The sequence below is a fragment of the Nocardia sp. NPDC047654 genome, from assembly GCF_043205035.1.
Taxonomy (GTDB): Bacteria; Actinomycetota; Actinomycetes; order Mycobacteriales; family Mycobacteriaceae; genus Nocardia.
Genome location: NZ_JBIDDF010000003.1, coordinates 206,414 through 228,880, shown reverse-complemented (window position 1 = coordinate 228,880; position 22,467 = coordinate 206,414). Strand labels below are relative to the sequence as shown.

Annotated in this window: 1 protein-coding gene (running past one end of the window); it reads right to left on the bottom strand. The window is 70.5% G+C overall.

Annotated elements, in window-relative coordinates:
- Positions 1-33 precede the first annotated feature (33 nt).
- Positions 34-22,467, bottom strand: the 3' portion of a protein-coding gene (locus ACGF7Y_RS14245; RefSeq protein ID WP_393233450.1) for a non-ribosomal peptide synthase/polyketide synthase. 21,465 nt of this gene lie beyond the right edge of the window; 22,434 of the gene's 43,899 nt are visible here — the last part of the coding sequence; its start codon lies off the right edge, out of view — the gene reads right to left on this strand; its stop codon occupies positions 34-36.

Below are 22,467 nucleotides of genomic sequence, written 5' to 3'. Positions count from 1 at the left end.
GCTTCCGGTCGGGAAGCCGAACGGCGCGTACCTCTACTCCGCGATCACGATGGTGATCTCGGCACCGGCCGCATCGGTCGATTCGTCCGGGCCCGCGAACCAGTGGGTGACCTCGCCCTCGGTGAGGTCGGTGTCGAGGTCGCCGGTCGGGACGACGGACAGGGCGCCCGCGGTGGCGGAGGTCAGGAACTCCAGGACCGCGGGGCGGCCGGAGAGCGCGGTGGTGTACGTGGTCGACTCGAAGTCGATTTCGTGTTCCTCGCGCAACCGTTCGGCTTCGTCGAGCGCGTCGGACTGGGTGATCGCGACCGCCCCGTCCGCCGTGGCGACGACGAAGGCCGGGTGCTCCTCGCCGAGCGGGCGGACCCGGTCGGCGTAGGAGACCGGATGCGCTGCCGCCTCGGCGATGTCCTGGCGCACCTGGGCGTCGGCGAGCGCCAACCAGCGGATGTCGCTGTCGGCCACCGGTTCCGCGGTGAGTCCGAATCCGGCGCCCGCGGCCGTCAGCTGCTCGGCGGTGAGATCGCCCGCGAACAGGCATGCCGCACCGGCCTTCTGGACCGCCCAGGCCGCGACCACCGCGTCCACCGAACGCGGCAGTGTCACCGCGACGATGTCGCCCGGTCCGGCGCCGCGATCGATGAGCACCCGGGCCAGCTGGGAGGAACGCCGATCCAGCACGTGGTAGGCGACCTCGTCGTCGCCGGCCAGCAGCGCGGGAGCTTCGGGGTCCTCTTCCACGACCTCGGCGAGCACCTTGGCCACCGTGCGCGCCCCGACCCGGCCGACCGGCTCCGGCGTGGACGCCGTTGCGGTGATGCCGGATTCGGCCAGCAGCCGCGCCCGTTCGCCTTCGTCCAGGATGTCGATGTCGCCGACCAGCGCGTCCGGATCGCCGAGCAGCGCCTCCAGCACCCGCACCAGCCGCTCGGCGAGGGTCTCGACCTCTTCGGCGGTGAACCGGCTGCCCAGGTACTTCAGCGTCAGCTCGATGGTGGACTCCGCGATCACCAGCAGCGTCATCGGGTAGTGCGTGGCGTCGTTGACGCCGACGCCGGTCACCGACATGCCGTCGATCGAGCTGGCGGCCGAGATCGCCTCCTTGTCCATCGGATACGACTCGAACACCAGCAGCGTGTCGAACAGCGACCCGGTGCCAGCCACCCGCTGGATGTCGGTGAGCCCCACGTAGTGGTGCTCGAGCAGACCGGCCTGGTCACCCTGCAACCGCGCCAGCAGTTCGCCGATGGTCTGGCGGTCATCGATGCGCAGCCGCACCGGCAGCGTGTTGATGAACAGACCCACCATCGACTCGACACCGGGCAGCTCGGCCGGGCGGCCGGACACCGTCGCGCCGAACACCACGTCGCCGCGTCCGGTGAGACGTCCGAGCAGGATGCCCCAGGCGGCCTGCACCAGCGTGTTCACCGTGACACCGAGTTCGGCGGCGTGCTTGGTGATCCGGCGGGTGCGGTCGGCGTCGAGCTCGGTGACCACCTTGCCGATCTCGTAGTTCTCCGCGGCGCGCGGCTGCGGAGCGAGCTGGGTGGGTTCGTTGACGCCCTCCAGCGCCGCCGACCAGGCGCGCAGCGAGGCGTCCCGGTCACGCCCGGCCAGCCAGCCGAGGAAGTTGCGGTAGGAGGCCACCCGCGGCAAGGCGGTCTGGTCGCCGCGCACCGCGTACAGCACCAGCAGGTCCCGCATCAGCAGCGGCATCGACCAGCCGTCCAGCAGGATGTGGTGGGTCGTGATGGCCAGGTGCCATTGCGCGGAGTCGCTGCGCAGCAGCGTGAACCGGATCAGCGGCGGGACGGCCATGTCGAAGTGCGTCGCCTGCTCGGCCGCGACCTGCCTGCGCAGCTCCGCGGTCCGCTCGTCGGCGGGCAGATCGGTGAGATCCACTTCGCGCCACGGCGCCTCGACCCGATCCAGCACCACCTGCACGGCCTGTCCGTCGTTGTCGGTGACGAACGCGGTGCGCAGGTTCGGGTACCGGTCGACGATGCCCTGAGCCGCCGCCCGCAGCCGTGCCACGTCCAGCGCGCCGCCCAGGTCCACCACGGCCTGCATGGTGTACACGTCCACGGTGGACTGGGTCATCATCGCGTGGAACAGCAGACCCGACTGAAGCGGCGAGAGCGGCCACACCTCGGTCAGCGCCGGGTAGGTCCGTTCCCACTGCTCGATGTCCTGCTGACCCACCCGCACCAGCGGCATGTCCGACGGCGTGTAGCCACCCGCGTCCGGCCGGCGCGCGTGCGTGGCCAGCGCGGTGAGCGCCTCGACCCACAGCTCGGCGAACTCCCGCACCCGTTCCCGCGTCAGCAGGCCGGTCGGGAAGGCGAACGACGCGCCCAGGCTGGGCCCCTCGTCGGAGTCGGTGACGATCGCGTTGATATCGATCGTCGCGTTGGCGGGCATGTCGAGGTCCATGTCGACATCCAGCTGACCCAGGTCGGCCACCGGCACCCAGCCGATCTCGGCGAGCTGCTCGGGGATCTCCCCGGCCGACATCCGGCCCAGGTAGTTGAAGCTGATCTGCCCGGACGATCCCAGACCCGCCGCGGTCTCCGGATTCAGCTGCCGCAGCAGACCGTATCCGAGGCCCTTGTCGGGCACCGCGAGCAACTGCTCCTTGATCGACTTCACGATCTCGCCGAGCGCGGCGCCACCGGCGAACGCGTCGGTGAGGTCGGCGCCGGCCAGATCGAGCCGGACCGGGTAGGCCGAGGTGAACCAGCCGACGGTGCGCGACAGATCCGCGCCCGGCACCACGTCCTCCTCGCGGCCGTGGCCCTCGAGCTTGATCAGCGCCGCGTCCGAGCCATCACCGCGCCAGCGGGCGACGGCCATGGCGAGCGCCGAGAGCAGCCCGTCGTTCACACCACCCCGGTACAGGCCCGGGATCGCGGTGAGCACCGCGTCGGTGACCTCGGCGGGCACGGTGACCTCGACCCGCTCGACGGTGGCGAACGTGTCCACCGCCGGGTCGAACGGACGCTCGCCCAGCAGCGGGTCCGGGGTGGCCGAGACCTGCTGCCAGAACGGCAGTTCCGCGACCCGCTCCGGCGAGCTCGCGGCCTCGACCAGGCTGTGCGCCCAGCGCCGCATCGAGGTGCCGTTGGCGGGCAGTGTCACCGGCTGACCGGCGACCAGCTGCGACCAGGCGACCGCCAGATCCGGGATCAGGATGCGCCAGGACACGCCGTCGACCACGAAGTGGTGCGCGACGATGAGCAGCACATCGCGCCGCTCGCGGTGCCCGACGGCGGCGTCCGCGGTGCCCTCCGTGGTTACGCGAGCTGCCTCCTCCGGGCCCGTCGCTCCCGCCGAGAAGGCGAACCAGACGAACTGCGCCATCGCGGCATTCGCCGGATCGAGCCCACCCATCGCCCCGTCGAGCGCCTCGGTGGCGACCCGGGCCAGCTCCGCCTCATCGGCGTCGGCGGCCAGGTCCACGCGGTGCACCAGAGCGTCGACGTCCACCGCGCCGTGCGGTAGCGCCTCGAACGTCCAGTCCGTGCCGGTCCGGCGCAGCCGCGAGCGGAGCACGTCGTGGTGGTCGAACACCGCCGCGATGGTGGCGACCAGGGTCTCCCGGTCGATGCCGTCGGGCAGCCGCAGCGCCATGGTCTGCGAGAACCGCTGGTACGACGAGCCGCTCGCGAGGATCTGCCGCATGATCGGGGTGAGCGGGATCTCGCCGACACCGCCGCCGGGCAGCTCCTCCAGTTTCACCTGCTCGGTGCCCGCGCCGAGCGCGGCGATCTCGGCCAGCGAGGCCACGGTGCGCCGCTCGAACACATCACGCGGGGTGAACTGCACACCGCGCGCCTTGGCCCGCGAAACCAGCTGGATGGACAGGATGCTGTCGCCGCCGAGAGCGAAGAACGAGTCGTCCAAGCCGATCTGCTCGACGCCGAGCACCTCGGCGAACACCTCGGCGATGACGGCCTCGACCTCGCTGGCCGGCGCGCGGAATTCGCGCGGGGCCAGCTCCGGCTCGGGCAGCGCCTTGCGGTCCAGCTTGCCGACCGGGGTCAGCGGGATCTCGTCGATCACCACGATCGCCGTCGGCACCATGTGCGGCGGCAGGGTGCGCGAGGCGTACTCGCTCAACCGGGCCGTGTCGATCTCGCGACCGGGCGCGGCCAGCACGTAGGACACCAGAATCGTCGCGCCCGCCTCGGTCTTGCGGCCGATCGTGATCGCGTACTCGACGTCTTCGTGACTCGCCAGCACGGTGTCGATCTCGCCGAGCTCGATGCGGAAGCCGCGGATCTTCACCTGGAAGTCCGAGCGGCCCACGTAGTCCAGCTCCCAGCGCACCGACGGCAGCGCGGCGTTGCCCGCCCGCTCACCGGGTTCGGCGAACCAGCGCACCACGTCACCGGTGCGGTACATGCGCGCGCCCTCGTCGCTCCACGGGTTGGCGACGAACCGTTCCGCGGTGAGGTCGGGGCGGTTGTGGTAACCGCGCGCCAGCGCGCCACCGGCCAGGTACAGCTCGCCCGCGACGCCGGGGGGAACCGGGTTGAGCCGGTTGTCCAGCACCAGCGCGGACATGCCGCGCACCGGACGCCCGATGGTGATGTGCCTGCCCGGGGTGAGTTGTGCGTAGGACGAGATGATCGTCGTCTCGGTCGGGCCGTAGGCGTTGAAGTACTTGCGGCCCGGCCACCACTTGGCCAGCAGTTCCGGCGTGGTGACGTCACCGCCGACGGAGGCCACCTCGAGCGCCTCCATGCCTTCCGGATCGACCGTGCCGAGCACCGCCGGGGTGATGATCGTGTGGCTCACCCGCTCGGTGCGCAGCAGCTCCGCCAGATCGGGGCCGCCGATGACGGTCGAGGGCACGACCACCAGCGTCGCGCCGGTGTAGGCGGCGCACAGCCATTCGAGCACCGACGGATCGAAGCTCGGCGAGCAGATGTGCAGGAACCGGTGGTGCGATTCCAGCTGGTACAGATCCGCCGCGACGCCGACCAGTCCGCCCATGCCCGCGTGGGTCACGGTGACGCCCTTGGGCATACCGGTGGAACCGGAGGTGTAGATGACGTACGCCGGGTGGCGCATGGCCAGCGAGGTGCTCCGGTCGGCGTCGGTGACCTGCTCGGCGGACTGGTTCTCGATCAGCTCACCGAGAGCCGGGTCGTCGATCCGCAGCCACTCCACGTCGCGCGGCAGCCGGTCGACGTACTCGCTCGCGGTGATGCCGATGACGGCGCCGGAGTCGTTGACCATGTGCCGCATGCGGTCTTCGGGGTAGGTCGGGTCCACCGGCACGTGCGCGCCACCGGCCTTCGCCACCGCCCAGAACGCGGCGACCATCTCGTAGGAGCGCGGGAACGACAGCGCCACGATGCGCTCCGGCCCCACCCCGCGCGAGATGAGCACCCGCGCCAGGCGCGAGGAGTACTCGTCCAGTTCGCGGTAGGTGATCGAGCGGCCCTGGTAGCGCACCGCGATCTGCTCCGGATCCAGCCGCGCGCCGTACTGCAGCAGGTCCGGCAGCAGGCCGGTGGCCATGACATCCTCGCCCTGCACGTGCGTGAGCAGGTGGAATTCGGCCGTGTCCAGCAGCGGCAGATCACCGATCGGGGTCTCGCGATCAGTGGTGATCGCGGTGAGCAGCCTGGTGAAGCGCTCGGCGAACACCCGCACCGTCTCGTCGTCGAACAGGTCGCGCGCGAAGGAGAACTCCGCGTACATGCCCGCGTCGTCGGGGTTCTCCCCCGCCTCGCGGATGGTCAGCGACAGGTCGAACTTGGCGGTGTCGACGTCGAAATCGACCGCGCCCACGTGCAGTCCGGGCAGCTCGAAGCTGCTCTCGGGCAGGTTCTCGAACGACAGCGCCACCTGGAACAGCGGGTGCCGGGCGGTGGAACGCTCGGGGTTGAGCAGTTCCACCAGCCGCTCGAAGGGCAGGTCCGCGTGCGCGAACGCCTGGAGATCGGCGTCCTTGGTGCGGGTCAGGAACTGGTCGAAGGTGAGATCGCCGTCCACGTGCGAGCGCAGCACCAGGGTATTGACGAACATGCCGATCACGTCGTCGAGTTCGGCTTCGCCACGGCCCGCGATGGGCGTGCCGACGGCGATGTCGTCGGTGCCGGACATCCGCGCGAGGAACAGCGCGAGCGCGGCGTGCACGACCATGAACAGCGTCGCGTTCTGCTCCCTGGCGATCTCGGTGAGCATGCGGTGCAGCTCGCCGGAGATCGGGAACACCACGCGTCCACCGGCGAACGACTGCGTCGTCGGACGCGGCCGGTCGGCGGGCAGGTTGAGCTCGTCGGGCAGCCCGGCCAGCGCGGTGCGCCAGTATTCGGCCTGCTGCGAGATCAGGCTGTCGGGGTCGGTCTCGGAGCCGAGCACGTCGCGCTGCCACAGGCTGAAGTCGGCGTACTGCACCGGCAGCGGCGCCCAGCCCGGTTCCACCCCGGCCGAGCGGGCCGCGTAGGCCAGCATCACGTCGCGGGTCAGCGGACCCATCGACCAGCCGTCCGCGCTGATGTGGTGCGCGACGAACACGAGGACGTACGACGTGTCGGAATCCGCGTCCGTGACGCGGAACAGCTTGGCCCGCAACGGAACCTCGGTGGTCACGTCGAATCCGGCGGAGATCACCTCGATGATCCGGTGCCGGATGTCCCCGGGCGAGACCGCTTCCGGCGTCAGGTTCGGTACGGCCCGTTCGGCGGGCACGATCACCTGATGCGCGGTGCCGTCCTGTTCGGGGTAGACGGTGCGCAGCGTCTCGTGCCTGCTCACCACATCCCCGACCGCCAGTTGCAGCGCTTCGACGTCCAGTTCGCCGGTGAGCCGCACGGCCACCGGGATGTTGTTCACCGCCGAGGCGGTGTCGAACTGGTTGAGGAACCACATGCGCTGCTGCGCCAGCGACAGCGGAATCCGCTCCGGACGCGGCCCGGCCACCAGCTCGCGACGGCCACCGGCGCCCGCGTGCTGCTCGGCCTTGGCGGCGAGTCCGGCCACGGTGGAGGCCTCGAACAACACCCGCACCGGGACACGAGCGTCCAACGCCGCGCCGATACGCGCCGCGACCTGCGTCGCCAGCAACGAGTTACCACCCAGCGCGAAGAAATCGTCATCCGCACCGACCCGCTCGACACCGAGCACCTCGGCGTACACCGACGCCACGATCTCCTCGATCGGAGTCGACGGCGCGCGGAAAGCCTGAACCTCGAACTCCGGTTCCGGCAACGCCTTGCGATCCAGCTTGCCGTTGACGTTCAACGGCAGAGCATCCAGCACCACGAACGCCGACGGCACCATGTACGACGGCAATCCGGCCGACAGTTCCGACTTCACCTGCGCCACATCGACACCGGCTTCGTCGGCAGCGACCAGGTAGGCCACCAGCCGGTCACCGGTCTTCGGATCCGACTTCGCGATCACCGCCGTCTGCGCGACCTCCGGCAGCGCCAGCAGCGCGGCCTCGATCTCACCCAGCTCGATTCGGAAACCACGGATCTTCACCTGGAAGTCCGTGCGTCCCCGGTATTCGAGTTCGCCCTTACCGTTCCAGGCGACCAAGTCACCCGTGCGATACATCCGCGCACCGGGCTGGAACGGGTTGGCCACGAACCGATCCGCGCTCAGATCCGCTCGACCGAAGTAGCCGCGCGCCAGCTGCGCACCGGCGAGGTACAGCTCACCGGAGACGCCGTCCGGCACCGGCCGCAAGCGGGAGTCGAGGACATAGACCTGGCTGTTCCACTCGGGAGCGCCGATCGACACCGACGTCTCGTCGGCGAGGGTGACCCGGTGGCTGGTGATCGACACCGCCGCCTCGGTCGGACCATAGAGGTTGAACAGTTCCGTGCGCGGGTTCTCCCGCAGGAACCGCTGCGCCACCGAACCCGGCAGAGCCTCACCGATGGCCAGCACCCGCCACAGCGAGTTCGGCATACCGGCCGTCAGCAGCGCGTCCAGCATCGACGGCACCACATGCAACGTGGTGACCCACTCGCGTGCCATCAACTCGTTCAGATACGCCGGATCCCGATGACCGTCGGGCGAAGCGATGACCAAACGGCCACCACACACCGCCGCCGACCAGAACTCCCACACCGACAAGTCGAACGTCGCCGCCGTCTTCAACAAAATCGCATCAGCCGCATCGAGACCGAACTCGACACTCTTCCACTGCAACTGATTCGCGATAGCGCCATGCGGAACAGCCACACCCTTCGGGCGACCCGTCGAACCAGACGTGAAAATCACATACGCCGTGTTCTCCGGACGCAACGGCCCAACCCGATCCGCATCCGTGATCGGGGTGGCATCGACCCCCGACAAATCCAGCTCATCGATGCGCACCACATCGGCCACATCGGTGCTGAATTCGGCGTCGGCATTGGTCAACACACACACCGGTGCCGCCGTCTCCAAGATGTAACTCGTCCGCTCGGCAGCCTGATCCGGATCCACCGGCACATACGCACCACCGGACTTCGCCACCGCGTACATCGCCACGACCAGATCCACCGACCGACGCAACGCCAGAGCAACCCGCGACTCCGGACGCACACCCATCGAGATCAGATGCCGCGCAACGCGGTTCACCCGGGCGTCGAGCGCGCCGTAGGTGATCGACTCGCCGTCCTCGGTGACGAGCGCGACTTCCTTCGGCCCGGCCGCCACCGTGGCGTCCAGCAGGGACACCAGCGTGGCCGAGGTGTCCACGGCCTGCTCGGTCGCGTTGCGCGCGGTGAGCAGCTGGGTCCGCTCGGTGGCGTCGAGCAGTTCGAGGTCGCCGACCGGAGTGCGCGGGGCGGCGACGATCTCGCCGAGCAGTCGCGCGAACCGGTCCACGAAGCCCTGCACCGTCGCGCGATCGAACATGTCGGTCGCGTAGGTGAAGAACCCGGTGATGCCCTCGGGAGCGCCCGCGTCGTCGTAGCGGTCGGTCGCGATGAGGTGCAGGTCGAACTGGGACAGCTCGGTGTCGATGTCCAGACCGGACACGCTCAGGCCGGGCAGTTCCAGCGCGGACTGCGCCAGGTTCTGGAACGACAGACCCACCTGGAACAGCGGGTGCCGGGCGGTCGAACGCACCGGGTTGAGCACCTCGACCAGGCGCTCGAACGGCACGTCGGCGTTGGCGAACGCCTGGATGTCGGTCTCGCGCTGGCGGGCCAGCAGGTCGGTGAACGCCTCGCCCGCCTCGACCCGGGTGCGGAACACCAGGGTGTTGACGAACATGCCGATCAGGTCGTCGAGCGCGGCTTCGCCACGGCCCGCCATCGGCGTGCCGATCGCGATGTCGTCGGTGCCCGACAGCCGGGCCAGCAGCACGGCCAGCGCGGTGTGCACGACCATGAACAGCGTCGCGCCCTCCGTACGGGCCAGCTCGATGAGCGCCTGGTGGGTCTGCGCGTCCACCCGCAGCTCGACCTTGCCGCCGGCGAAGGACTGCACCGCCGGACGCGGCCGGTCCGAGGGCAGGTCCAGCTGATCGGGCAGCTCGGCCAGCGCCTGGCGCCAGTAGGCGACCTGCTTGGCGGCCAGCGATTCCGGATCGTCCTCGTCACCGAGCAGTTCACGCTGCCAGATGCTGTAGTCCGCGTACTGGACCTCCAGCGGCGCCCAGTTCGGCGCCTCGCCCGCCGCGCGCGCGGCGTAGGCGATCATCAGGTCCCTGGTCAGCGGACCGACCGAGGAGCCGTCGCCGGAGATGTGGTGCACCACCATGGCCAGCACGTAGTCCACCGACCCGTCCGGCCCGGCCTGCGTGCCCTCTCCGGCGATCTGGAACAGCGCGACCTTCATCGGCACCTCGGTGGTGACGTCGAAGATCGTCGAGGTCAGCGCCACCACGGCGGACTCGATCTGCGACGGCGCGACCACCCGCACCTCCAGGCGCGGCACGGCCTGGGCGGGCGGCAGGATGACCTGCACCGGACCCGCCTCGGTCTGCGGGTAGACCGTCCGCAGGATCTCGTGGCGGCTCACCAGGTCCGCGATGGCGGCACGCAACGCGGCCACGTCCAGGGCGCCCGACAGCCGCACCGCGATCGGCACGTTGTAGGCCGCCGAGGCGGTGTCGAACCGGTTGAGGAACCACATGCGCTGCTGCGCCAGCGACAACGGAATGTGCTCCGGCCGCGGACCCGCCGTCAGTGCGCGGCGACCGCCCATGTCGGCGTGCTGCTCCACCCGCACCGCCAGCGCGGCCACGGTGGACGCCTCGAACAGCAGACGCACCGGCACCCGGGTGTCCAGCGCCTCGCCCAGCCGGGCGGCGACCTGCGTGGCCAGCAGCGAGTTGCCGCCCCAGGCGAAGAAGTCGTCGTCCAGGCCGAGCCGCTTGGACTCACCGTCGCGATCGGAGATCCGCAGCACTTCGGCGAAGGTGTTCGCCACGATCTGCTCGATCGGCGTGACCGGCGCGCGGAACACCGCCTTCTCGAAGGTGGGCCGCGGCAGCGCCTTGCGGTCCAGTTTGCCGTTGGCGTTGAGCGGCAACGCGTCCAGCTCGATCAGCATCGACGGCACCATGTACGACGGCAGCTCGGCCGACAGCGCGGATTGCAGCGCGCGCTTGTCGAGCGCGCCCGTCCGGGGCACCACATAGGCGACCAGCCGGTCGCCGATGCTGGGATCGTTGTGCGCGACGACGGCCGCCGCGCTCACCGAGTCCTGCCGCAGCAGCGCGGCCTCGATCTCGCCGAGTTCGATGCGGAAACCGCGGATCTTCACCTGGAAGTCGGTGCGGCCCCGGTAGTCCAGCTCGCCGGTGGCGTTCCAGGCCACCAGGTCGCCGGTGCGGTACATCCGGTCGCCCGACGCCCCGAACGGGTCGGCGACGAACCGGTCGGCGGTCAGATCGGGGCGGCCGAAGTAACCGCGCGCCAGCTGCGCACCGGCCAGATACAGCTCACCCGAGACGCCCACCGGCACCGGGCGCAGGCGGGAGTCGAGCACGTAGACCCGGCTGTTCCACTCCGGCGCGCCGATCGACACCGACGCCTCGTCGGCATCGGTGACCAGGTGGCTGGTGATCGACACCGCCGCCTCGGTCGGGCCGTAGAGGTTGTGCAGTTCGGCGGCGTTGTGCCTGCGCAACCGCTGGGCGGTGGCGGCGGGCAGCGCCTCACCGATGGCCAGCACCCGGCGCAGCGAGTCCGACAGGCGGCCACCGGATTCGGTGAGCAACGCGTCCAGCATGGACGGCACCACATGCAGGGTGGTGACGCCGGTGGCGCGCATCAGTTCGTTCAGGTAGGCCGGATCGCGGTGCCCGTCGGCGGCCGAGATCACCAGGCGGCCACCGGAAACCGCGGCCGACCAGAACTCCCAGACCGAGAGGTCGAAGGTCGCCGCCGTCTTCAGCAGCACCGCGTCCTCGGCGCCCAGCTCGAAGACGGAGGTCTCCCACTGCAACTGGTTGACGATCGCGGCGTGCGGGACCGCGACGCCCTTCGGCTGGCCGGTCGAACCCGAGGTGAAGATCACGTACGCGGTGTTCGCCGGGGTCAGCGCACCGGTGCGCTCGTCGGCGGTCACCGGAGCGGCGGTGTACTCGGTGAGGTCGAGCGTGTCGATCGGCACGACGTCGGCCGCGGCGGTGTGGAAGCCGTCCCGGCCGGTGGTCAGCACGCACACCGGCGCGGCGGTGCCGAGGATGTAATCGGTCCGCTCCGCGGGCTGGTCCGGATCGATCGGCACGTACGCGGCACCGGCCTTCGCGACCGCGTACATCGCGACCACGAGATCGGTGGAGCGGCGGATGGCCAGCGCGACGCGGTCCTCCGGGCCGACGCCGCGGCCGATCAGGTACCGCGCCAGGCGGTTGACCCGCGCGTCCAGCCCGGCGTAGGTCAGCTCCCTGCGGCCGGTGGGCTCGTCGGCGACCAGCGCCACGGCCGTGGGCGTCGCGGCCACCGTGGCGTCCAGCAGCGAGACCAGCGTCGCGGTGCGCGTGGATCCCGCGGAACGCGCCGCGAGCAGAGCGTCGAGATCGTATTCGGTGGCGTTCCAGGCCGTGAGGATGCGCTCGCTCTCCTCGGACGCGAGCAGATCGATCTCGCCCACCCGCACGGTGGCGTCGGTCAGCACGGCGTCGAGCACCCGCAGGAACCGGTCGGCGAAGCCCTGCACGGTGTCCTCGTCGAACAGGTCGGTGGCGTAACCGAATTCGGTGATGATCTCGGCGGGCGTGCCGTCCTCGGCGTACCGGTCATACAGCGTGACGTGCAGGTCGGTCTTGGCCAGCTGCGAATCGAAGTTGACCGCGCTCACGGTGAGGCCGGGCAGCTCGAAGGTGGTCTCGGCCAGGTTCTGGAACGACAGGCCCACCTGGAACAGCGGGTTGCGCGCGGTGGAGCGCACCGGGTTGAGCACCTCGACGAGACGCTCGAACGGCACGTCGGCGTTGGCGAACGCCTCCAGGTCGCGTTCCTTCACGTCGCCGAGCAGATCGGCGAACGAGTCACCAGCGTTCACTTCGGTTCGGAACACCAGGGTGTTGACGAACATGCCGATCAGGTCGTCGAGCTCGCGTTCACCGCGTCCGGCGATCGGGGTGCCGACGGCGATGTCGTCGGTGCCCGACAGCCGCGACAGCAGCACCGCCAGCGCCGCGTGCACCACCATGAACAGCGACGCGTTGTGCGCGCGCGCCAGCTCGTGCAGGCGGGCGTGCCGCTGCGGGTCGATCTCGAAGCGGATCGCCTTGCCCTGGAACGACTGCGCGGGCGGGCGTGGCCGGTCGGCGGGCAGCTCCAGCTGATCGGGCAGGTCGGCCAGCGCCGTGGTCCAGTACGCCACCTGACGGGCGGCCAGCGATTCCGGATCGTCCTCGGATCCGAGCACCGCGCGCTGCCACAGCGCGTAGTCGGCGTATTGCACCGGAAGCGGCTGCCACTGCGGCGCCTCGCCCTGCACGCGGGCCACGTAGGCGGCCATCACGTCACGGGCCAGCGGGCCCATCGACGAACCGTCGGCCGCGACGTGGTGCACGGTGAACGCCAGGACATGGTCATTGTCCGCGATACGGAACAGCGCCACCGCCAACGGCACCTCGACGGTAACGTCGAAGGTGGTCAGCGCGAAGCCGATGACCGCGCCGAGCAGATCCTCCTCGGCCACGTCGATCGGGGTGAGCGCCGCGGCGGAACGATCCGCCGGACGGATCACCTGGTGCGGCCCGTCCGCCGAGCGCGGGTAGGTGGTGCGCAGCACCTCGTGGCGGGCGAACACGTCGCCGATGGCCTGCTCCAGCGCGGCCACCTCCAGCGTGCCGAACAGCCGGACGGCCAGCGGGATGTTGTCCACCGCCGAGGTGGCCGTGTCGAACTGGTTGAGGAACCAGTACCGCTGCTGAGCGGGCGACAGCGGGATGCGCGCCGGGCGCTGCGCCGCCTCCAGGCGCGGCCGGTCCCGGCCGGACCCGGCGTTGTGCTCCACCCGGGCGGCAAGCGCCTGGACGGTGGACGCCTCGAACAGATCGCGCACCGCGAGCTTGGTGTCGAGCGCGGCGCCCAGCCGCGCGGTCACCTGGGTGGCCAGCAGCGAGTTGCCGCCGAGTTCGAAGAAGTCGTCGTCCAGGCCGACCCGCGCGACGCCGAGCACGTCGCCGAAGGTGCCCGCCACGATCTCCTCGATCGGGGTGGACGGGGCCCGGAATACCTTGGCCTCGAACACCGGCGCGGGAAGCGCCTTGCGGTCCAGCTTGCCGGAGGCGTTGAGCGGGAACTCGTCCAGCACGACGAACGCCGAGGGCACCATGTAGGCGGGCAGCTCGCCGCCGAGTTCCGCGCGCACGCCCTCGATGTCCACCGAACGACCGGCGGTCGCGATGACGTACGCGACCAACTGGTCGCCGAGCCGATCGTCCGAGCGCACCACGACCACGGCCTGGGCGATCGATTCCAGGGCCGTGAGCGCCGACTCGATCTCGCCGAGCTCGATGCGCAGACCGCGCAGCTTCACCTGGAAGTCGGTGCGGCCCAGGTACTCCAGCTCGCCCTTGTCCGTCCAGGTCACCAGGTCGCCGGTGCGGTACATCCGCTCGCCCGACGCCCCGAACGGGTCGGCCACGAAACGGTCGGAGGTCAGATCCGGACGCGCGACATAGCCGCGGGCCAGTTGCACACCCGCGAGGTACAGCTCACCCGCGACGCCCACCGGCACCGGGTGCAGCCGCGAATCCAGCACGTACACCTGCGTGTTGAACACCGGGGCGCCGATCGGCACCGACACCGTGTCGTCCTCGGTCACCTCGTGGTAGGTGACGTCGACCGCGGCCTCGGTCGGGCCGTACAGGTTGTGCAACCGCGCGCCGGTGAGTTCCTGCATCCGCTGCGCGGTGGCGGCGGGCAGCGCCTCACCGGAGGCGAAGACATTGCGCAGGCTGGTGCATTCGTCGGCGCGTTCCTCGGCCACGAACACCGACAGCATGGACGGCACGAAGTGCGCCGTGGTGACCTGCTCGCCGGTGATGACCTGCACGAGGTAGGCCGGGTCGCGATGACCGTCGGGCTTGGCCACCACGAGGCGGGCGCCGACCTGCAAGGGCCAGAAGAACTCCCACACCGACACGTCGAAGGTCGCGGGCGTCTTCTGCAACACCACATCGGTGTCGTCCAGGCCGTACTCGTCCTGCATCCACACCAGGCGGTTGACGATCGCGGCGTGCGAGACCGCCACACCCTTCGGGCGACCGGTCGAACCGGAGGTGAAGATCACGTACGCGGTGTTCGACGGACGCAACGGCGCGCGACGATCGGCGTCGATCAGCGGCTCGTCGGAGTACCCCGCCAGCGAGACCACATCGATCTCGACAGCCGGGGTCATGCCCGCGTCGAAACCGTCGCGCGCGGTGGTGAGCACGCACACCGGCTGCGCGGTGTCGAGCACGTAGCGGGTGCGGTCGGCCGGGTGGTCCGGGTCCAGCGGCACATACGCGCCACCGGCGACGCTCACCGCGTACATGCCGACCACCAGGTCGATCGAGCGGCGCATGCCCAGCGCGACCATCGAATCCGGGCCGACACCCAGCGAGATCAAGTGCCGAGCCAAGCGGTTCACCCGGCCGGCGAACTCGGCGTAGGACAGAGTCGTCCCCTCGAACGTCACCGCGGGCGCGTCCGGGGTGCGCGCCAGCTGCGCGGCGAACATCGACACCAGCGTGGCCGCCGGGTCCACCGGATGCGCCGTGTCGTTCCACCGCTCCAGCACCTCGGTGCGCTCGACGCTGTCGAGCAGCTCGACGTCGCCGATGGTCACGGACGCGTCCGCGGCGATCGCGGTCAGCATCCGCACCAGCCGCGACGCGACACCGGCGATGGTGTCGGCGTCGAACATGTCGGTCGCGTAGGCGAATTCGGCGGTCATGCCGTCGGCGGCGCCCCCGGCGTCGAACCGGTCGGCCAGGTTGAGGTGCAGGTCGAACTTCGCGGTCACCACGTCCAGCGGAACACCGGCCACTTCCAGGCCGGGCAGCTCGAAGGTGGCCTCCCCGGTGTTCTGGAACGACAGCATCACCTGGAACAGCGGGTGGCGCGCCTGCGAGCGCGCCGGGTTCAGGATCTCCACCAGCCGCTCGAACGGCAGGTCCGCGTGCGCGAACGCCGCGAGGTCGGTGTCCTTGGTGCGCGCCAGCAGTTCGGTGAACGGTTTCGCGGGGTCGACCGCGCTGCGCAGCACCAGAGTGTTGACGAACATGCCGATCGCGTCGTCGAGCACCGCTTCACCGCGGCCCGCGACCGCGGTGCCGATGGCGATGTCGTCGCTGCCGGACAACCGGGCCAGCAGGGCGGCGAACGCCGCGTGCACCACCATGAACAGGCTGGCGCCGTTCGCGCGGGCCAGCGCGTTCAGCTCGCGCAACAGCTGCGCGTCGAGCGAGAACTCGTACACGCCACCGCGGTTGGACGCCACCGCGGGACGCGAGCGGTCCGACGGCAGGTCCAGCTGATCCGGCAGTCCGGCCAGGGTGTCGGACCAGAACGCGACCTGCTGGGCGATCAGCGACGCGGGATCGCCTTCGGCGCCCAGCGTCTCGCGCTGCCACAGCGCGTAGTCGGCGTACTGCACCGGCAGCGGAGCCCAGGCGGGCGCCTCGCCGCGCGAACGCGCGGAGTAGGCCACCATCACGTCGCGCGCCAGCGGACGCACCGACCAGCCGTCACCGGAGATGTGGTGCACCACGAACACCAGCACGTGGGTGTCGGGCTGCGAGCCGTCCATCGAGCCCGCGATGCGGAACAGCTGGGCGCGCACCGGGACCTCGGCGGTGACGTCGAAGCCGGTCAGCACCAGTTCGCTGATCCGGTCGGAGATCTCGGCCTCGGACACCTCGATCGGGGCGAGATCGACGGCGTTGTGCCCGGCGGGCAGCACCACCTGTACGCCCTGGCCGTCGGCGGTCTCCGGGTAGACGGTGCGCAGCACCTCGTGCCGGTCGACCACGTCGGCGACGGCCTGGCGCAGCGCCTCGGTGTCCAGCGTTCCGGTGAGCCGGACCGCGAGCGGGATGTTGTTCACCGCGGTCTGGTTGTCGAAGCGGTTCAGGAACCACATGCGCTGCTGAGCCAGCGACAGCGGGATCTTGGACGGGCGCGGGCCCGCGACGAGCTCGCGGCGGCGGCCGGTGCCCTGGTGGGTCTCCACCCGGGCCGCCAGCGCGACCACGGTCGGCGCCTCGAACAGGGTGCGGACCGGGATCCGGGTGTCCAGCGCGGCGCCGAGCCTGGCCACCACCTGGGTGGCGATCAGCGAGTTGCCGCCCAGGTCGAAGAAGTCGTCGTCCAAGCCGACCGCGCGTTCGGCGCCGGCCTGCGTCAGGCCGAGCACCTCGGCGAAGACGTCGGCGACGATCTCCTCCACCGGAGTCGACGGTGCGCGGAATTCCCGTGCCTCGAAGACGGGCTCAGGCAGCGCGCGCCGATCCAGCTTGCCGTTCGGGTTCAGCGGCATGGCGTCGAGCACGACGATCGCGGCGGGCACCATGTACGACGGCAGGTGCGCGGACAGGTGAGCCCGCAACGCCTCGACATCCACCGTGGCGCCGTTCGCGGGCACCACGTAACCCACCAGCTGATCGCCGGTGTGCGCGTCGGAGCGCACCAGCGCGACCGACTGCGCGACCGATTCGTGGGCGGTCAGCGCGGTCTCGATCTCGCCGAGTTCGATGCGCAGACCGCGCAGCTTCACCTGGAAGTCGGTGCGGCCCAGGTACTCGATGGCGCCGGTGGCGTCCCGGGTGACCAGGTCGCCGGTGCGGTACATCCGGGCTCCGCCTTCGCCCCCGGACCCACCCCCCGCGTACGGGTTGGCCACGAACCGGTCGGCGGTCAGATCCGCGCGACCGAAGTAGCCGCGCGCCAGCTGATCACCCGCGAGGTACAGCTCGCCCGCGACATTCGGCGGCACCGGCTGCAGGCGCGCGTCCAGCACGTACGCCTGCGCGTTCCACACCGGAAGGCCGATCGGCACAGCGCCGTCCACCTCGTCGGCTACGGGTGCGTGGGTGGCGTGCACCGTGAACTCGGTGGGGCCGTACAGGTTGTACAGCGCCGCGTCGCTCACCCGCCGGATGGCGACGACCGCGTCGGCTGTGAACGCCTCACCGGCGACGAACAGCGTCCGCAGCGAGGCGAGCCCGTCCGCGTCGGCCGGGTCGATACCAGCCGCGAAGACGCTCAGCATGGACGGCACGAACGAGGTCATGGTGACCCGCTCGGCCGCGATCACCTCGGCGAGGTACTGCGGGTCGCGGTGCCCGTCCGGGCTCGCCACCACGATGCGCCCGCCGGTGCTCAGCGGGCCGAACAGCTCCCACACCGACACGTCGAAGGTGGCGGGGGTCTTGAACAGCACCACGTCGCCCGAGCCGATGCCGTATTCGCCCGTGATCCAGCGGATCTGGTTGACGACCGCCGAATGCGGCACGGCGACGCCCTTCGGACGTCCGGTCGAACCCGAGGTGAAGATCACGTACGCCGGGTGCTGCGGGCGCAGCGTCGCGATGCGCTCGGCGTCGGTGACGGGTGCGTCCGGGTAGCCGGACAGGTCCAGCTCATCGATGTTCAGCGTCGCGCGGCCCGCGCCGTCGAACGCGTCGCGCGCGGTGGTCAGCACGCAGACCGGGTCGGCCGAGTCGAGCACGTAGTGCACGCGGTCGGCGGGCTGGTCCAGGTCCAGCGGCACGTAGCCGCCGCCCGCGGCGTGCACCGCGTAGGCGGCCACGACCAGGTCCACCGAGCGGCGCATGCCCAGGGCGACCAGCGTCTCCGGGCCGACGCCCGCCTCGATGAGGCGGCGCGCGAGCCGCCGCGCGCGGGCGGCGAATTCGGCGTAGGTCAGAACCGTTCCGGTGGCCGGGTCGACCACGGCGACGGCGTCCGGCGTGGCCGCGGCTTGCGCGGCGAACTCCTCGACCAGCGTGGTCGCCGGGCCGAGGTCGCGGGCGGTGTCGTTCCAGCCGCGCAGCGCCTGCGCGGTCTCCTGCTCGTCCAGCAGCGCGATGTCGCCGATCGGCCGGTCCGGTTCGGCGGCGACGGCCTTCAGCAACCGGCCGAAGCGGCGGCCGAACTCGGCCATGGTGGCCGGGTCGAACAGGTCGGTGGCGTAGATCAGCTCGGCGGCGATACCCGCGCCGGTGCCGCTCGCGGTTTCGGCGTCGCGTTCGGACAGCACCAATTGCAGGTCGAACTTGGCGACGTCGATCGGCAGGTCGACACCGCTCACCGTCAGACCGGGCAGCTCCAGGCTGTTCTGGCCGGTGTTCTGGAACGACAGCATCACCTGGAACAGCGGGTGGCGCGCCTGCGAACGCGCCGGGTTCAGGATCTCCACCAGCCGCTCGAACGGCAGGTCGGCGTGCCCGAACGCGGCGATGTCGGTGGCGCGCACCGAACGCAGCAGCTCGGTGAACGACGCACCGGACGCGATCGGGGTCCGCAGCACCAGGGTGTTGACGAACATGCCGATCAGGTCGTCGAGCGCGCGCTCGCCGCGACCCGCGACCGGCGTGCCGATCGCGATATCGTCCTCGCCGGACAGCCGTGACAGCAGCACGGCCAGCGCGGTGTGCGCGACCATGAACAGCGTCGCGCCCCTGGTACGGGCGAGTTCGGTGAGCTGGGCGTGGGTCTGGGCGTCGATCTCGAAGACGTGCGTGGCGCCGCGACCGGAGGCGATCGCGGGGCGCGGCCGGTCGGCGGGCAGGTCCAGCTGCTCGGGCAGGCCGCGCAGGGTGTCCGACCAGAACGAGATCTGCTCGGAGATCACCGAATTCGGGTCGTCCTCGGCGCCGAGCACCTGGCGCTGCCACAGCGCGAAGTCGGCGTACTGCACCTCCAGCGGACGCCAGGCGGGCTCGCCGCCGTCGACGCGGGCGCCGTAGGCGGTCATCACGTCGCGGGTCAGCGGGCCCATGGAGAAACCGTCGGCCGAGATGTGGTGCACCACCAGGGCGAGCACGTGCTCGGTGGGGCTGATCTCGAAGAGCCGGGCACGGAACGGCACCTCGGCGGTGACGTCGAAGGCCGTGCCGATCAGCCGCGCGAGCTGCTCGGGCAGTTCGGCTTCGGTGACGTCGACCGGCGTGAGGTCGGGGATGACCTTCGCGGTGGCCACGGTCTGCTGGTACGCCGCGCCGTCCACCTCGGGGTAGAACGTGCGCAGCGACTCGTGGCGGGCCAGTACGTCGGCGACGGCGATCTGCAACGCCTGCCGGTCGAGCAGGCCGGACAGCCGTACCGCGGCCGGGATGTTGTCCACCGCCGAGTCGGGGTCGAAGCGGTTGAGGAACCACATGCGCTGCTGAGCCAGCGACAGCGGAACCAGCTCCGGTCGCTGCTGCGGCGCCAGCGGCGCACGGCCGCCCACGCCCGCCTTGGTCTCCGCGCGGGCCGCCAGCGCGACCACGGTGGACGCCTCGAACAGTTCGCGCACGCCGAGATCGGTGTCCAGCGCGGCCGACAGCCTCGCGGCGACCTGGGTGGCCGACAGCGAGTTGCCGCCGAGGGCGAAGAAGTCGTCGTCCAGGCCGACCCGCTCCAGGCCGAGCACGTCGGCGAAGGTCGCGGCGACGATCTCCTCGACCGGCGTGGTCGGGGCGCGGAACACCGCGGCCTCGAACACCGGCGCGGGCAATGCCTTGCGGTCGAGCTTGCCGGAGGCGTTGAGCGGGAACTCGTCGAGCACGATCACGACCGACGGCACCATGTACGCGGGCAACTGCCGCGCCAGGTCCTCGCGGACCAGGTCGGTGTCCAGCGCGGCGTCCGGCGCGGGGATGACGTAGGCGACGAGCTGGTCGCCCGCGTGCGCGTCCGAGCGCACCACGACGACCGCCTGTGCGACTTCCTCGAGGCCGGTCAGCGCCTGCTCGATCTCACCCAGCTCGATACGCAGACCACGCAACTTCACCTGGAAATCGGTACGACCCAGATACTCCAACTCCCCGTGCTCGGTCCACGCCACCAAGTCACCCGTGCGATACATCCGCGCACCAGGCTCCCCATACGGGTTGGCCACGAACCGGTCACTGGTCAGATCCGGGCGCGCGACATAGCCACGCGCGAGTTGGACGCCCGCGAGGTAGAGCTCACCCGCGACGCCCACCGGCACCGGACGCAGCCGGGCGTCCAGCACGAACACTTGGGTGTTGAACACCGGCGCACCGATCGGCACCGTCTCGGTATCGGCATCCACGACCTCATGGAAGGTGACGTCGACCGCCGCTTCGGTCGGGCCGTAGAGGTTGTGCAGCGCGGCACCGGTCAGCTCGCGCAAACGATGCGCGGGCTTGGGCGGCAACGCCTCACCCGAAGCGAACACCAACCGCAACGAACCACACCGCGCCGCAGCCGCATCCGCCACGAACACCGCCAACATCGACGGCACGAAGTGGGTAACCGTCACCTTCTCGGCGCTGATGATCTCCGCCAGATACGCCGGATCACGATGACCATCCGGCTTCGCCACCACCAGACGCGCACCGACCTGCAACGGCCAGAAGAACTCCCACACCGACACATCGAACGTCGCGGGCGTCTTCTGCAACACCACATCAGCAGCGGTCAACCCGTAAGCGGACTGCATCCACACCAAACGGTTCACGATCGCCGAATGCGAGACCGCAACACCCTTCGGACGACCCGTCGAACCCGACGTGAAGATCACATACGCCGTATTCGACGGACGCAGCGGCGCACGGCGATCCGCGTCGGTGACCGGAGCCTCCGACAGCCCCTTCAGATCCAGCAGGTCGATGCGCACCTGCGCGGTGTCGATGTCCAGATCGCTGCCGGAGGTCAGCACGCACACCGGATCGGCCGTGCCGAGGATGTATTCGGTGCGCTCGGCCGGGTGATCCGGGTCCAGCGGCACGTACGAGCCACCGGCGACGGCGACGGCGTACATGCCGACCACCAGATCGATCGAGCGCCGCATGCCCAGCGCCACATACGATTCCGCGCCGACGCCGCGCGCGATCAGCCAGCGCGCCAGCTGGTTCACCCGCCAGGAGAACTCGCGATATGTCAGCGTCGCACCGCGACTCGATGAGGGGTGGTGGTCGGGCGACGGGTGGGCCAGACTTGTCCCCTCGAACGTGATCGCGGTCGCGTCGGGAGTGCGTTCGACCTGGTCGTAGAACATCGACACCAGAGTCGCGCCGGTGTCGGTCGGGTGCGCGGTGTCGTTCCAACCGGACACCACGAGTTCGCGCTCGGCGGCGTCGAGCAGCTCGATGTCGCCGACCACCGCGTCGGGCGCGGCGGTGATCGCGGTGAGCACCCGGATCAGGCGGTCGGCGATGCGGCGCACCGTCTGCTCGTCGAACAGGTCGCGCAGGTAGCCCGCGCGCACCCGCAGCCGCGAGTCCAGCTGCGCGATCAGGGTCAGCGGGTAGTGCGTGGCGTCGGCCGCGTCCAGGCCGACCACCGCCATGCCGTCGATGTCCGCCGCCTGCGCCTGCAAGCCCGCCGCGTCCACGGGGTAGGACTCGAACACCACGAGCGTGTCGAACAGTCCGCCGATGCCCGCGACCGCCTGGATGTCGGCCAGGCCCACGTAGTGGTGGTCGAGCAGGTCGGCCTGCTCGCCCTGGGTGCGGACCAGCAGATCGCGCACGGACTCCGACGAGTCGAAGCGCACCCGCACCGGCACGGTGTTGATGAACAGACCGACCATCGCCTCCACGCCGGACAGCTGCGCGGGACGCCCGGAGACGGTGGTGCCGAACAGCACGTCGTCGCGGCTGGTCATCCGGCCGACGAGCATGCCCCACGCCGTCTGCAGCACGGTGTTCGGGGTGACGCCGAGCGAGCCGGCCAGCGCGGTCAGCCGCGCGGTGGTCGCCTCGTCCAGCTCGAAGAAGTACTCGCCGGACAGCGAGGTGATCTCGCGACCCGCGTCCGGCCGCGCCAGCAGGGTCGGCTCGCCGACGCCGCGCAGCGCGTGCGCCCACGCGGCCAGCGACGCCGC